This window comes from Parvibaculum sp., from assembly GCF_039680535.1.
GTDB lineage: Bacteria > Pseudomonadota > Alphaproteobacteria > Parvibaculales > Parvibaculaceae > Parvibaculum.
Window position 1 is genome coordinate 509,069 of record NZ_JBDKSS010000013.1, and the last position, 14,249, is coordinate 523,317.

General features: G+C 62.3%; 15 protein-coding genes. 14 read left to right on the top strand and 1 reads right to left on the bottom strand.

Annotated features, from left to right (window positions below):
* Positions 1 to 8 precede the first annotated feature (8 nt).
* Together ABFC66_RS09455 and ABFC66_RS09460 are read left to right on the top strand one after the other, a co-directional pair.
* Positions 9 to 1,037: a glycosyltransferase gene (locus ABFC66_RS09455; protein ID WP_346740698.1), complete on the top strand. Its 1,029-nt coding sequence runs from the start codon at positions 9 to 11 to the stop codon at positions 1,035 to 1,037.
* 332 nt (positions 1,038 to 1,369) lie between these two features.
* Positions 1,370 to 2,272 carry an IS1595 family transposase gene (locus ABFC66_RS09460; protein WP_346740699.1) on the top strand — a complete coding sequence of 301 codons (903 nt, stop codon included), beginning with the start codon at positions 1,370 to 1,372 and terminating at the stop codon, positions 2,270 to 2,272.
* A gap of 163 nt (positions 2,273 to 2,435) precedes the next feature.
* Here the strand turns inward: ABFC66_RS09460 and ABFC66_RS09465 are convergent, their stop codons facing one another.
* Positions 2,436 to 3,203 carry a hypothetical protein gene (locus ABFC66_RS09465; protein ID WP_346740700.1) on the bottom strand — a complete coding sequence of 256 codons (768 nt, stop codon included), beginning with the start codon at positions 3,201 to 3,203 and terminating at the stop codon, positions 2,436 to 2,438.
* Positions 3,204 to 3,476: 273 nt separating this feature from the next.
* Here ABFC66_RS09465 and ABFC66_RS09470 point away from each other — a divergent pair, with 273 nt between their 5' ends.
* The 12 genes from ABFC66_RS09470 (at position 3,477) to tilS (ending at position 14,195) form a co-directional block, all read left to right on the top strand.
* Positions 3,477 to 4,223 (top strand): YebC/PmpR family DNA-binding transcriptional regulator, encoded by a 747-nt coding sequence (locus tag ABFC66_RS09470; protein WP_346740701.1) that lies wholly within the window; start codon positions 3,477 to 3,479, stop codon positions 4,221 to 4,223.
* 77 nt (positions 4,224 to 4,300) lie between these two features.
* Positions 4,301 to 4,828, top strand: a complete 528-nt coding sequence (ruvC, locus tag ABFC66_RS09475) for a crossover junction endodeoxyribonuclease RuvC (protein ID WP_346740702.1) — start codon at positions 4,301 to 4,303, stop codon at positions 4,826 to 4,828.
* Entirely contained in the window at positions 4,825 to 5,451 is a 627-nt protein-coding gene (gene ruvA / locus ABFC66_RS09480; protein ID WP_346740703.1) for a Holliday junction branch migration protein RuvA, read from the top strand. Before ruvC ends, ruvA begins: the two co-directional genes overlap by 4 nt.
* A 133-nt stretch (positions 5,452 to 5,584) precedes the next feature.
* A complete protein-coding gene (gene ruvB, locus ABFC66_RS09485) occupies positions 5,585 to 6,628 on the top strand; it encodes a Holliday junction branch migration DNA helicase RuvB (RefSeq protein WP_346740704.1) in 1,044 nt (347 codons plus the stop codon).
* On the top strand, positions 6,625 to 7,098 hold the full coding sequence (locus tag ABFC66_RS09490; RefSeq protein ID WP_346740705.1) for a YbgC/FadM family acyl-CoA thioesterase: 474 nt from the start codon (positions 6,625 to 6,627) through the stop codon (positions 7,096 to 7,098). Before ruvB ends, ABFC66_RS09490 begins: the two co-directional genes overlap by 4 nt.
* A 220-nt stretch (positions 7,099 to 7,318) precedes the next feature.
* The gene (gene tolQ / locus ABFC66_RS09495) at positions 7,319 to 8,065 is read left to right on the top strand and encodes a protein TolQ (protein WP_346740706.1); all 747 of its coding nucleotides are present in this window, start codon (positions 7,319 to 7,321) and stop codon (positions 8,063 to 8,065) included.
* Between the two features lie 3 nt (positions 8,066 to 8,068).
* Positions 8,069 to 8,533: a protein TolR gene (gene tolR / locus ABFC66_RS09500; RefSeq protein ID WP_346740707.1), complete on the top strand. Its 465-nt coding sequence runs from the start codon at positions 8,069 to 8,071 to the stop codon at positions 8,531 to 8,533.
* An 8-nt stretch (positions 8,534 to 8,541) separates the two neighbouring features.
* Positions 8,542 to 9,393: a cell envelope integrity protein TolA gene (locus tag ABFC66_RS09505; protein ID WP_346740708.1), complete on the top strand. Its 852-nt coding sequence runs from the start codon at positions 8,542 to 8,544 to the stop codon at positions 9,391 to 9,393.
* Between the two features lie 143 nt (positions 9,394 to 9,536).
* Positions 9,537 to 10,844, top strand: coding sequence for a Tol-Pal system beta propeller repeat protein TolB (gene tolB / locus ABFC66_RS09510; protein WP_346740918.1), 1,308 nt, complete (start codon positions 9,537 to 9,539; stop codon positions 10,842 to 10,844).
* A 333-nt stretch (positions 10,845 to 11,177) separates the two neighbouring features.
* Entirely contained in the window at positions 11,178 to 11,678 is a 501-nt protein-coding gene (gene pal / locus ABFC66_RS09515; RefSeq protein WP_346740709.1) for a peptidoglycan-associated lipoprotein Pal, read from the top strand.
* A gap of 216 nt (positions 11,679 to 11,894) precedes the next feature.
* Positions 11,895 to 12,824 carry a tol-pal system protein YbgF gene (gene ybgF, locus ABFC66_RS09520; protein WP_346740710.1) on the top strand — a complete coding sequence of 310 codons (930 nt, stop codon included), beginning with the start codon at positions 11,895 to 11,897 and terminating at the stop codon, positions 12,822 to 12,824.
* A gap of 42 nt (positions 12,825 to 12,866) precedes the next feature.
* Positions 12,867 to 14,195 (top strand): tRNA lysidine(34) synthetase TilS, encoded by a 1,329-nt coding sequence (tilS, locus tag ABFC66_RS09525; protein ID WP_346740711.1) that lies wholly within the window; start codon positions 12,867 to 12,869, stop codon positions 14,193 to 14,195.
* Positions 14,196 to 14,249: the final 54 nt, after the last annotated feature.

Here is a 14,249-nt window from a genome sequence, read left to right on the forward strand (position 1 = left end):
CCGCATTCATGAGAATTGCAATCGTCGGAAATTTCAACGAACGCAAGGCTGGCGCGAACTTCTATGCGACCGTCCGCAAGCTGATGAATGGCTTCATCCGCAACGGCCATTTTGTCATGCCCTTCAGCGACCGCGACGTGGCGCGTGAAGCGGGACGATTGGGCATCGGCCGTGTCGGCGATGGCGGCGCAAACCGCCGCCTTGTCCAATTGTGCAGCAACTTCCGTCCGGATCTCGTTCTGCTGGTTCATGCGGACATCATTTCCAACGATACGCTTCGTGAACTGAAGGCGCTGAAGCCCGTGCCTGTCCTTGCCGTCGTCAATCTCGATCCGTTGTTCGAGGCCGTGAACCCGCCGCGTGTGCGCCGCTTTGCGGAAGTCGCCGATATCACTTTCATCACGACGGCGGGACAGCCGCTCACGGAGTTTGCGACGCGCAGGCATCGCATCGCCTTCATTCCCAATCCAGCCGACCGCTCGCTCGAAGCGATGGAAGGCTTTGCCCGCACCGATCAGGCCTTCGATCTCGTCTGCAGCATCATCAGCGAGAAGGGAACGCCGCAGCGCGCCGCCTTCATGCGCGCGCTTCAGGCGGCGGTGCCGGAAGCGCGTTGCGATTTCTATGGACTCGACAATCATGCACCGGTCTTCGGTGCGGCCTATTTCGACGCCATCGCAGGCGCGAGGATGGGGCTCAATCTGAGCCGCGGCGACGATCACTATCTCTATTCGTCGGATCGCATCGCGCAATATGTCGGCAATGGGCTTCTCGTCTTTGTCGCCCGCTCATCGGGCTATGGCGACATTTTTTCCGAGCGTGAACTCGTCTTTTACGACGGAGTGCCCGATCTCGCGGAAAAGTTGCGTTACTTCATCGCGCATGACGACGAACGCCGCGCGATCGCTCAGGCGGGACATGCGAAATATCACGCGATCTTCAATGAGCGGCTGGTCGCCCGCTTCATCGAGGAAGCCGCCTTTGGCCGCAATCTCAGCCCCGACTACGCCTGGCCGACGACGATCTACGGCGGCTGACTCCCCCGACCTCTATTCAGAATGCAATACGCCCCGCTCATGGCTCCGAGGTGGGTGAGGTGCCATGAGCGGGGCGCGTTTGCCGCCGCATTCTGCGGGGGCAGTCCGAGCCGTGGGTTTGGGCGGGCCACGGCGGCGGACCTGCTGCAATTCGTTCCGGGTCGGACGGTTGGGCGACCATCGGTGTGAACCGGAACGTCCTCACAGTAGGTGTGAATCGTTAAACACACGTTAAACGAGCATATATCGATTTACAACACGCATAACGTGCATATTATACTTGACGTACCCAGATAAGTTCCTTATGTTGGTTTCATAAGGAGTTAGCAGCTATGTCCGTTCTCAGCGCCAAGCACTTTCACGATGAAGAAGCCGCCTACGCATTTGTTGAGGCACATGTCTGGCCCCAAGGACGGGTTTGCCCGCATTGCGGCACTGTTGGCGAAAGTGGGGCCCTTAAGGGCGCGAGCACCCGGATTGGCGTCTACAAGTGCTATGCCTGCCGGAAGCCCTTCACCGTCAAGGTTGGGACCATCTTCGAGTCCAGCCACGTGAAGCTCCACCTGTGGTTGCAGGCGATCTTCCTGATTTCATCCAGCAAGAAGGGCTTTTCGGCGAACCAGCTTCACCGCACCTTGGGCGTAACTCTCAAGACTGCGTGGTTCATGGCGCACCGTATCCGCGAAGCGATGCGCTCCACCGATAACGAACCTATGGGCGGCGCTGGCAAGATCGTGGAGGCCGACGAAACTTTCATTGGACATATCGCAGGGGCCGAAGTGAAGCCCGGCGGCTACCACAAGTACGCCGTTCTCTCGCTTGTCGAGCGCGGCGGCAAAGCCCGCTCCTACAACATCGGTGCGTTTTCAGCGCCGAAGGTTCGGGAAATTCTGGAGGCCCAAGTCAGCCACGACTCCACCGTCATGACCGATCAAGCGGCTTGGTATAAAAAGAACATGCCCTTCGCGCGCCATGAAAGCGTGAACCACAGCCACTATGAATGGGCGCGTGGCGACGTGACCACTAACACCGTCGAAAGCTTTTTCAGCGTGTTCAAGCGCGGAATGAAGGGCACCTACCAGCATTGCGATGAAAAGCACTTGCAGCGCTATCTCGCTGAGTTCGATTTCCGGTACAATCACCGTGTCGCACTAGGCGTAAATGACGTGGCCCGCGCGGCTCACGCGCTCAAGGGCGTCGTCGGCAAGCGCCTTACTTATCGAACGATTAACTGATGGCCCAAGAAGATACGGCCCCAAAGGAAAAGCCTGACAAGAAGCGCAAGCCTTCGCAGAAGGAGCGGTTCATTGAGGCTGCACGCAAAGCGGACGCAGACCAGACCGGTGAGACATTTGAAAGTACCTTTGTCCGGATCGTTCGCCGAAGACGTGAACCTTCTTAGACAAGTTGTTGCATGAAAGTCTTCACATGAAGCCATACGGGCTCGCCAGAATTCTTGTCGTAAGAAACTCTGGAATGGCTAACGTGATTCCTCCAAGCATCCTTGAAATAGCGAAATTGTGCTGCGGAAGAACTTAGCGACCTAATCCGTTCCACTTTATCGTTGGTCTTAGGGAGTGCCTCCAATTCACGAATCTTCTTCTCAATCTGATCAATGATGTTTTTCCAATTTTCATGTGCCACTGCGTCGGCGGCCAGACCAACATCATTGGCCATTGCACGAAGGCCATGTTCAAGAACGCGCATAAGGTGAAAGACACAAGCCGTCCATTCGTCTAGCGCTACACATCGGCTCGCGGCAGCTATATCGTTGGCCGCTTCTGGAAATTTATTGGCTACTGCTACTCCGAAAGGAGGCTCCCTTTGTTCATAAAATTCCCGCTGGTGCGCAGGAATCATCAGAAACCAGGACGAGCACATATCGCTCAAAAGATTGTTATTGAACTCTTCCAGAAGCAGCTGCAATTGCTCGCCGGATAACTTGTCGAGGCGCGCGATAAGCCGCTGAAATTGATCACTTACAACGCGCGAGACAGGCAACCCCTCAAGACCCCCAGAAGCCTCGACAAGCGCTTCACGAACAAGCTCCCTATCTGCCATTGCATCATTCTGGACGTTTAGAAAATTCGCCGCTTGAATAATTACGGCGGCGCGCTGAATTGCGCCAATCGCCGATGCAAAAGTCGCCGCATAAAAACGAAGCATGTCCCATAAGCTCACGAGCCCATATGGCCGATTCCATATAGAATTTTTCATCTTATCACCTCCACACGCTTTTGGGTACGGCATGTATAATATGCACGCATAACGTGTATTCGCGCCGCGATGAAGCCAAGCCGGGCCGAAGGCCGCAGGCGGGCTATGGATTTTGGGAAGGCGGACCCCTATAAAGCCGGGCATCAGGCATATTGGATGCCGCCTCGCGAGGCGGCTTAGCAGGCCCGCCTTGCTGCGGCGCCGTCAGGAATCGGAGTCGCCATGGCTGGCCATTCGCAATTCAAGAACATCATGTACCGCAAGGGCGCGCAGGATAAGAAGCGCTCCAAGCTGTTCTCGAAACTCGCGAAGGAAATCACGGTCGCGGCCAAGCAGGGCCTCGCCGATCCGGAATACAATCCGCGCCTCCGCGCCGCCATTCAGGCCGCCCGCGCCGAAAACATGCCGCGCGACAACATCGAACGCGCCATCAAGAAGAGCACCGATCAGGGCGGCGAGAACTACGAAGAGGTCCGCTACGAGGGCTTCGGCATCGGCGGCGTCGGCGTGATCGTCGAAACGCTCACCGACAATCGCAACCGCACGGCAAGCTCCGTCCGGTCGATCTTCACCAAGCATGGCGGCAATCTCGGCGAAACGGGCTCCGTCTCCTTCATGTTCTCGCGCCTCGGCCGCGTCGAATATGCGCCCGAAGTTGCCAGCGCCGACGACATGCTCGAAGCCGCGATCGACGCTGGCGCCGAGGATTGCCAGTCGGGCGAGCAGGGCCACGAGATTTTCTGCGCTCCCGACCAGCTCCATGAGGTCGCGCGCGCGCTGGAAGCGAAGTTCGGCGAGCCCCGCGCCGCCAGCATCGTCTGGAAGCCGCAGAACTCGATTCCGCTGGAAGACGACAAGGCGGAGACGCTTCTGAAGATGCTCGACGTGCTGGACGACGACGACGATGTGCAGCAAGTTTATGCGAACTTCGAGATTTCCGATTCGGCGCTCGCCAAGATGTCGGCCTGATTGGGCTGCGTCATGACGCCGGGGCGGATGTAAACCCGCCCGCCATTGAGGCCTGGGCATGGAGGCAGCGCCCGCACATGCCGGCCTCTCAAAGATATCTCGGCATCGATCCGGGTCTTCGCGCCACCGGCTGGGGCGTGATCGACGTTGCTGGCGCGCGCCTTGTGCATGTGGCCAACGGCACCATTACCTCGAATGACAGGCTCGGCGTCGCCGAACGTCTGGTCGAGATCGAGCGCGGCCTGATCTCCGTCGTCGAAACCTATGCGCCCGACGGCGCTGCGGTGGAGCAGGTCTTCGTCGCCCGCGATCCCGTCGCCGCATTGAAGCTCGGTCAGGCGCGCGCCATGGCGCTGCTGGTGCCGGCGCGGGCGGGTCTGCCGGTTGCCGAATATGCGGCGAACCACATCAAGAAGTCGGTCGTGGGCGCGGGCCATGCCGGAAAGGCGCAGATCAGGATGATGGTCGAGATGTTGCTGCCGGGCTGCGGTGTCCAGACTGAACACGCGGCTGACGCGCTTGCGATCGCCATCTGCCACGCGCATTCGGGCGGTGCGAACGAGCGTATCGCGGCGGCGTTGCTGAAGGCGGGTGTCGCGCGATGATCGGCAGGTTGAAGGGCATCGTCGATGAGGTCGGCGCGGATTGGGTCATCGTCGATGTGAATGGTGTCGGCTATCTCGTCACCTGTTCGCGCCGCACGCTCGACGCGTTGCCGGAGCCCGGCGGCGCGGTGACGCTTTCCATCGAAACGAAAGTCAGCGAAGACGCGATCCGCCTCATCGGCTTCACGTCCGATCTCGAACGCGACTGGTTCAGGCTTCTGGTGAGCGTGCAGGGCGTCGGCACGCGCGTGGCGCTCGGCGTTCTCGGCACGCTGACGCCCGCCGATCTCGCCCGCGCCATCGCGCTCGAAGACAAGAAGGCGGTTTCCGCCGCGCCCGGCGTCGGGCCGAAAGTCGCGGCCCGCATCGTCGCCGAACTGAAGGACAAGGCGCCGGCCTCGACCGATCTCAACGCCGTGCTCGATGTCGGTGCCGCGCTTGGCGTGGCCGATGGTGCTGCGGCCCATTCCGCCGCGATGCGCGACGCAATTTCGGCGCTGGTCAATCTCGGCTATCCGCAGGTGCAGGCAGCCTCGGCCATTTCCGGCGCCGTGAAGAAGCTTGAGAGTGGCGCCTCGGCGGAGCAGCTTATCCGTCAGGGGTTGAAGGAGTTGGCGCGGTGAGGGACGTGGGGCGTCGCCTCGACACTTTCTGTCATCCCGGCCTTGTGCCGGGAACCAGTGGCCGCTTGCTCGGCGTTTGCCGCCCCTGGACCCCGGGACGAGCCCGGGGTGACATCGTTTTTTTGGTGACGCCATGACGGATCGCCTTATCGGCGCGCGCAAGAAGGAAGAAGACGAGGTCGAGCGCTCGCTCCGGCCGCTGTCGCTTGCCGATTTCGTGGGGCAGGCGCGCGCCCGCGAGAACCTCGCGGTCTTCATCGAGGCTGCCCGCTCGCGCGGCGAGGCGCTCGACCACGTGCTTTTTGCCGGACCGCCCGGCCTTGGCAAGACGACGCTTGCGCAGATCGTCGCCCGCGAATTGGGTGTCAATTTCCGCGCCACATCGGGGCCGGTGATTTCCAAGGCGGGCGATCTCGCGGCGCTGCTCACCAATCTCGAACCGCGCGACGTTCTCTTCATTGACGAGATCCATCGGCTGACGCCGGCGGTTGAGGAAATCCTCTATCCTGCGATGGAGGACTTTCAGCTCGACCTCATCATCGGCGAGGGCCCCGGCGCGCGCTCGGTCCGCATCGATCTCGCGCCATTCACGCTGATCGGCGCGACGACGCGGACAGGGCTTCTCACCACGCCGCTGCGCGATCGTTTCGGCATCCCGGTGCGGTTGCATTTCTACGAGGTTGCCGAACTTGAGCTCATCGTGCGTCGCGGCGCCGGCCTTCTCGGCATCGAGATGACGGCGGATGGCGCGCATGAAATTGCCCGCCGCGCCCGTGGAACGCCGCGAGTCGCGGGGCGCCTGCTGCGCCGCGTGCGTGACTTCGCCGCCGTCGACGGCGTGACCTCGATCGATGCGAAGGAGGCCGACCGCGCGCTTCAGCGGCTCGAAGTGGACGAGCGCGGCCTCGACGCACTGGACCATCGCTATCTCCGCTGCATCGCCATCAGTTTCGGCGGCGGTCCGGTGGGTGTCGAGACGGTTGCGGCGGCCCTTTCCGAGCCGCGCGACGCCATCGAGGAGATCATCGAGCCCTATCTCATCCAGCAGGGCCTGCTGAACCGCACGCCGCGGGGCCGCGTGCTGACGGCAGCGGCCTTTGCCCATCTGGGCCTCGCCGTGCCGGCGGGTGGCGTGGCGGGGCAGGGCGCGCTTTTCACCGGCGAGGATGAGGCATGAGCGCCCGCCAATGGCCCGATCTCGCAGGCCGGATCGAGGGGCAGACGCATATCCTGCCGGTGCGGGTCTATTACGAGGACACCGATTTCTCCGGCATCGTCTATCACGCGAATTACCTCCGCTTCGCCGAGCGCGGGCGGTCCGATTTCCTCAGGGTCGCAGGCATCAGCCATACCGAACTCTTCGACGGTGAAGACCCGCTCGCCTTCGCCATTCATCGAATGGAGATCGACTTTCTGAAGCCGGCACGCATCGACGATCTGCTGGAGGTCCATACGCGCTACACGCGCGCGGGCGGCGCGCGACTCGAGGCGGAACAGGTGATCTACCGGCAGGCCGATGGCGCACTCGATCCGATCTGGCGGGCGAGGGTTTTCGCGGCGGTCATCGACCTCAAGGGACGACCGCGGCGCATGCCCGCCGGGGTGCGCGATGCGTTGAAAAACTATGTTCAGGCGGTGGGCGCCTGAGCGGTTGTGCTCGCCGGGCAACAACTCGCTTTCTAAGCTATTGTATCCGTGAGATATCCCACAAAGTGCCACTGTTTCGACATAATTCGTGGACTAACTTCGGCTTCAATTCGGAGGCAGATTTGCGAGACGAATACGCGCTGCTGCGGCAGGCATGGCGCGAAACGTCGGATGCAGAACGCCGCTCCGATGAAGGCCTGTGATTTCGGAGAGGCAAGGAATGGATCCGACGACCCGTATTGAGACCGGCGTTAACACCGCGCAGGTCATCGCCAATCAGACCGTGAACGCGGCGCCGGTGGATTTCTCCATCTGGGGTCTCTTCATCCACGCCGACTTCATCGTGAAGATCGTCATGCTCGGCCTGCTGTTTGCCTCGGTCTGGTCATGGGCGATCATTTTCGACAAGTGGTGGCGCTTCAGCCGGGTCGAGCGTCTTGCCGACCAGTTCGAGCGCACCTTCTGGTCTGGCCGTTCGCTCGACGATCTCTATCAGGAGATGGGGCACCGCCCGGGCCACCCGCTTTCGGCGCTCTTCATCGCCGCCATGCGCGAGTGGCGCCGTTCGCAGGAAATCGTCACCGACAGCTTCCTGGGTCTCAAGGAGCGCGTCGACAAGGTCATGCAGGTGACGATCAACCGCGAGATGCTGAGCCTCGAAGGCCGGCTCCTCTTCCTGGCTACCGTCGGTTCGGTTTCGCCCTTCGTCGGTCTTTTCGGCACGGTCTGGGGCATCATGAACAGCTTCCAGTCGATCGCCATCAGCCGCGACACCAACCTCGCCGTTGTCGCCCCCGGCATCGCCGAAGCGCTTTTCACCACGGCGCTCGGCCTTCTCACCGCTATTCCGGCAGTGGTCGCCTATAACCGTTTCTCGAGCCAGATCGGCCGTTTCGGTACGAAGCTCGAAAGCTTTGCGGACGAGTTCTCGGCGATCCTCTCGCGTCAGCTGGACGAGCGGGGCTGAACCATGGCTTTTTCCGTTGGCGGCGGCAGGGGAGGCGGGCGCAGCAAGTACAAGCGCGCGCCCATGTCGGAAATCAACGTGACGCCGATGGTCGACGTCATGCTGGTGTTGCTGATCGTCTTCATGGTCGCGGCGCCGCTACTGACCGTCGGCGTGCCGGTCGATCTTCCCAAGACGCAGGCCGCAGCACTTTCCGGCGACAACGAGCCGCTCACCGTCACCATCAACAGCAGCGGCCAGGTCTTCCTGCAGGAAACGCCGGTCGAGCCTGATGAGGTCGTGGCGCGTCTTCAGGCGATCGCGCAGAACGGATATGAGCAGCGCATCTTCATCCGCGCCGACAGCACCATCGATTACGGGCGGGTGATGGATGTGATGAGCCGCATCAGCGCCGCGGGTTACAGCAAGGTCGGCCTGGTCACCGATTCGGCCACGGGTTCGACGCCTGCAAAAGGCAAAACGAAATAACTGGTCCGATGACGCGTAACAGGCCGCTTCTCATTTCCGCCGGGCTTCACGCCCTGGTGCTGATAGCGACTGTGGTGGTGCTTCCTTCGCCGAAGGAGCTGCCGCCGGTGCCGATGCGCGTCCTGCCGGTCGAACTGCTGACCGTTTCCGATGTCACCAATCTGAAGCGTCAGGCCAAGAAGAAGGTCGAGCAGCCCAAGCCTGTCGAAAAGCCGGCCGAGAAGCCGGAGCCCGACAAACCCAAGCCCGTGCCGCAGCCCGAGCCTGAAAAGGCCGAGCCCAAGCCCGCACCGGCGCAACCGGATCAGAAGGCCGAGCCCATTCCGGACAAGAACGCGCCGAAGAAAAAAGAAGAAAAGAAAGAACCTCCGAAGCCGGAGACGAAGAAGCCCGTCGTCGAGAAGAAAGACGAGAAGAAGCCGAAGAAGAAGTTCGATCCCAAGAACATCGCTGCGCTTCTGAACAAGATTCCCGATTCGGCGACGCAGCCCGACGAGGCGAAGGATACGAAGGAAAAGGCTGACGCGGACCAGACCGACAATCCCGATCTGCCCATGACCGGCAGCGAGATCGACGTGCTTCGCCAGAAGGTTTCGCAGTGCTGGAACGTGAGCGATCTGGCCGGCACGCCGGATGCGAACAAGCTTTATGCGCGGATCAGCTTCTCGCTCAACCCGGACGGCTCGCTTTCGGGGCGTCCTGTCATAGAAGAGTCTGGTGGAGGCAGTATATCGAGGCTCTTCGCGGAACGTACGGTGCAGGCGGTTCTGAAATGTGCGCCTTACGATTTCCTGCCGGCGGAGAAATACAGTACGTGGCGCGACCTCGATATTACGTTTTCGCTGCCTGACGCGTTGTGATGTGAAATCGACCAGCGGCGCGACAAGCGTCCGGTCGTGCGTATGAGTCCTGACGCTGGGCGATTGACCTTTTTATAGGAGAGACGGCGATGTTTGATTTTCGTGATCTCAGGCGCGCGGCATCCGGCTTGAGACGGACGGCGATGCGGCTTCCCCTCGCGCTTGTTCTGGTGGCGAGCGCGTTCCTTGCCGCCCCCGCGCAGGCGGCGCTGCATATCGACATCACGCAGGGCAATACCGAGCCCATGCCGATCGCCATCACGGACTTCCTCGGTGCGCCCGGTCAGGAAGCGTCCGCCGGTTCGGACATTGCGGGCGTCGTCACCAACGACCTCGAGCGTTCGGGTCTCTTCCGCCCGCTTTCCAAGGCGTCCTTCATCGAAAAGCTGACCGACATCAACGTGCCGCCACGTTTCGGCGATTGGCGCGTCATCAATTCGCAGGCCCTCGTCACCGGTCAGGTGAAGATGGAGTCGGACGGCCGCCTTCGCGTCGAGTTCCGCCTCTGGGACGTTTATGGCGAGCAGCAGCTCACGGGGCTGCAGTTCTTCACCACGCCCGACAACTGGCGCCGCGTCGCGCATCTCGTTGCCGATGCGATCTATGAGCGGCTGACCGGCGAAAAAGGCTATTTCGATACGCGCGTCGTCTATGTCTCCGAGAGTGGTCCGAAGAATCGCCGTGTGAAGCGCCTCTCGATCATGGATCAGGACGGCTACAACCCGCACGCTCTGACCAACGGCGCCGAACTCGTGCTGACGCCGCGCTTCAGCCCGAATTCGCAGGAGATCACCTATCTCTCCTATCACAACAATAATCCGCGCGTTTACCTGCTCGACATCGAGACGGGCCAGCAGGAAGTCGTCGGCGATTTCAAGGGCATGACCTTCGCGCCGCGCTTCTCTCCCGATGGCCAGAAGGTCATCATGAGCCTTCAGCGCGGCGGCAACTCCAACATCTACACGATGGACCTTCGCAGCCGGCAGGTGACTCGCCTGACCAGCACGGCGGCGATCGATACCGCGCCGAGCTATTCGCCCGACGGTACCAAGATCACCTTCGAATCGGATCGCGGCGGCTCGCAGCAGATCTATGTGATGAATGCCGACGGTTCGAATCAGCACCGCATCAGCTTCGGCCAGGGCCGTTACGCCACGCCCGTCTGGTCTCCGCGCGGCGATCTCATCGCCTTCACCAAGATGGTGAGCGGCCAGTTCGTCATCGGCGTCATGAAATCCGACGGTTCCGGCGATCGCGTCCTGACCGAGGGTTATCATAATGAGGGCCCGACCTGGGCACCGAACGGCCGCGTTCTCATGTTCTTCCGTGAAACACGCGGCGCGCAGGGCGGTCCGGCGCTCTGGTCGGTCGATCTGACCGGCCGGAACGAGCGTCCGGTTTCGACTCCGACCTTCGCTTCCGACCCTGCCTGGTCGCCCCGAATCCAGTAACCGGCACATGGCCGGGCGCGGTCGAAACCAGATCGTGCCCGGCCTAAAATGGTGCAAAAATATCACGTGCCGCATGCTGAAAAGACGCAGCCTTTCCAAGGCTCTTGCGGACGTTTTTGGGCAGGGCTACTATTTTGTTGCGGTACGGCAACCCCAGCGTCGGCCAATTTCTGGGCGGCGTGTCATGGTTCGGACGAGCTTCGGGCCACTTTGTAGAGCCTCGACTTCCCGGCAAAGGAGGAATCCTTTTTTGCCAGGATGTTTGGCATGCAACAGTAAATAAGGGAACGCTGAGGCACCTTTGGCCGCAGAGATTAAAAGGAGAGCACCCGAATGAAGTCCCCGTATGCAGGCCTCCGGTTCGCCACCGTGGCCGCAGCCTTTTTGATGGTCGCCGCTTGCAGCTCGACCGACACGACCGGCAACGCCGGCGGCGCTGGCTCCAGCACGTCGACCGTGCAGCCCGGCACGCAGGCTGACCTCGTCGCCAATGTTGGCGACCGCGTTTTCTTCGACCTCGACAAGTCGACGTTGAAGGATGAAGGCAAGGCCACGCTCCAGCGTCAGGCTGCCTGGGCGCAGAAGTACCCGAACCTGACCTTCACGATCGAAGGCCATGCTGACGAGCGCGGCACGCGCGAATACAACCTCGCGCTCGGCGGCCGTCGCGCCACCGCCGCGAAGGACTTCCTCGTCGCCAATGGCGTCGACGCTTCGCGCCTGAAGACGATTTCCTACGGCAAAGAGCGTCCGGTGTGCCTCGAGTCGAACGAGGACTGCTGGGCCCAGAACCGTCGCGCTGTGACGGTCGTCGCCGAAGGCGCCGGCAGCTAATCGCTGACGACACCGAATTATCGGGAGCGCTCTTCCGCGATTGCGGGAGGGCGCTTCTGTGTTTTGGGGGCATGACTTCGGTACGACCTTGTCGGGTTCGAACCGGAAAAATGAGGCGCCCCATTTTAGTCGCAGTTCTCGTTACGATGGCTCGCGTGTAGGCTCTTCATAAGAGGCGCGACCTCCTATTGTCCGAAACCTCTTGAGGCGGATCAGGTGACAAAAGCGAACTTCCTCGTCATGGCGGGTTTGACCACCCTTGTTGGACTCCCCGTTCTGGCGCCCCTGAGCGCCGCGGCCGATGATTCGGACCTGCGCGCGGTCAACAACCGGCTCGACAGGCTGGAGCGCTCCGTCAACGACATGCAGGGCGGCGGTTATTCCGGCGAAAGCGAATCGGGCGGCGCCGGCGGTGGCGGTGCTCCCTCGGCGGACGTTTCGGTCAGGCTCAACGACATCGAAGACCAGATTCGCACGCTCACCGGCCGCGTTGAGGAATTGAGCCACCGCATCGACCAGACGTCGCAGGATCTGCAGACCTTCAAGGCCGATGTCGATTTGCGCTTTCAGGATTTGCGTCAGGGTGGTGGCGCTGCTGCTCCCGCCGCCGGGCAGGGTGCGGCGGCAGCGCCAGCGACCGGTCCCATCATGAATGACGATACCGCCCCCGCAGGCGCGAGTGCGCCGAGGCAGCTGACGCCTCCCGGCGCCGCTGCCCCGGCGACTCAGGCCGCCGCCGCGCCGACCGCCGTCCTCCCCAACGGGACGCCGCAGGTTCAATATGATTTCGCCATCGACCTTCTGAAGCGCGGGCAGTTTCCGCAGGCTCGCGACACGCTGAAACAGTTCCTTGACGAGCATCCCAAGGACTCGCTGGCCGGCAATGCGCAATATTGGCTCGGCGAGACCTATTACGTGCAGGGCCAGTACAAGGACGCCGCCGACAGCTTCCTCAAGGGCTATACGACCTATTCGAAGAGCCCGAAGGCGCCGGACAGCCTGCTGAAGCTCGGCATGACGCTGAACCAGCTCGGCCAGAAAGATGCGGCCTGCGCGACCTTCGGTCAGTTGAAGGAACAGTTCCCGCAAGCCGCGCCCGCCATCGTCGCGCGAGCGAAGCAGGAGCGTCAGAAGGCCGGTTGCTGATCGGGCTTGGCCTTCCGCGCGCACCCGCGCCATGATCGGCGCATGAGCGCTCTACGCACATCTTCCGAATCTCCCGTGAGCGCGGCGGAATTTGCCGCGAGCATGGCTGCGCTCGCGCCATCGCATGGGCTCGCGGTCGCGCTGTCGGGCGGTCCCGATTCGCTGGCGCTGCTTTTCCTCGCGGCGCGCTGGGCGAAGCGGCGTCCTCGCGTGCGGCTTCTGGCGTTCACGGTCGATCATGGATTGCGGCCCGAGTCGGCGGCGGAGGCGCGGCTCGCCGCGCGCATGGCGAAATCGCTTGGCGTCGACCATCGCATCCTCGTCTGGAAGGGTGAGAAGCCGGCAGCGGGCATACAGGCGGCGGCGCGCGCCGCCCGCTACCGCCTTCTCGCGGAGGCGGCGCGGGCGGAAGGCGTCGAAGATATTCTCGTCGCGCACCATCGGGACGATCAGGCAGAGACCTTTCTGCTGAGGCTCGCGCGAGGCAGCGGCGTCGATGGGCTCGCGGCCATGGCGCCTGCGCGCGACATGCCCGGCGCGCCCGGCATTCGCCTGCTGCGTCCGTTGCTCGGTTTTTCCCGCGCGCGTCTGGCGGCGACGCTCGGCAAGGCGGGGCTTGTCGCCATTCAGGATCCGAGCAACGAGAACCCGCGCTTCGATCGCGTGAAGGTCCGGCGCATGTTGAAGGAGCTTGAAGCCCTTGGCCTCGGCCCGGAGCGCCTGGCCGACACGGCGGCAAACATGGCGCGGGCGCGGAGCGCGCTGGAGGCGCAGACGCGCGCATTGCTTGCCTCTCATGCCCGGCTTGCGCCCGAAGGATATGTCGAAGCCGATGCAGCGGCGCTTCTGGAGGCGCCCGAGGAAATTTCGTTTCGGGCGCTGGCGGAAATTCTGAAATGCGTCAGCGGCGCGGATTACGCGCCGCGCTTCGATGCGTTGTCTGCTCTTCGCGCGGCACTTCATGCGGCACTGGGCGCTGGCCAGGGCGCGCGAACGCTGCACGGCTGCAAGCTTCTACTCGATGGAGGCAGGCTTCTCGCCGTGCGCGAAGTCGCGTTGGCGGCGAAGGCTCCGTCACTTCGCCTGAAGCCACACGAGAGCGCCATCTGGGATGGACGGTTCGAGATCACGCTTCTCGCGCTGCCGCGCGGCGCAGCGCAGGCCGAGTGGCGGGCTCTCGGCGCCGAGGGGACGACGATCCTGAAAAAGGAGGCCTTGCTGCCGGCCGGGACACCCAAGGCCGCGCTCCCGGGCCTGCCGGCTCTGTGGAAGGCCAAGAGCCTGCTTGCCGTGCCCCATATCGGGATCGGCCCTGCCGGGCTGGAGACACGCCTGCGACTCGTCAAATCAGGGCTGTTTCAGTCACCGTAACCCGGCCTTTACGCCCCGATGCGACACTTGAGGGGTTCGATTGAGGGAAACTGC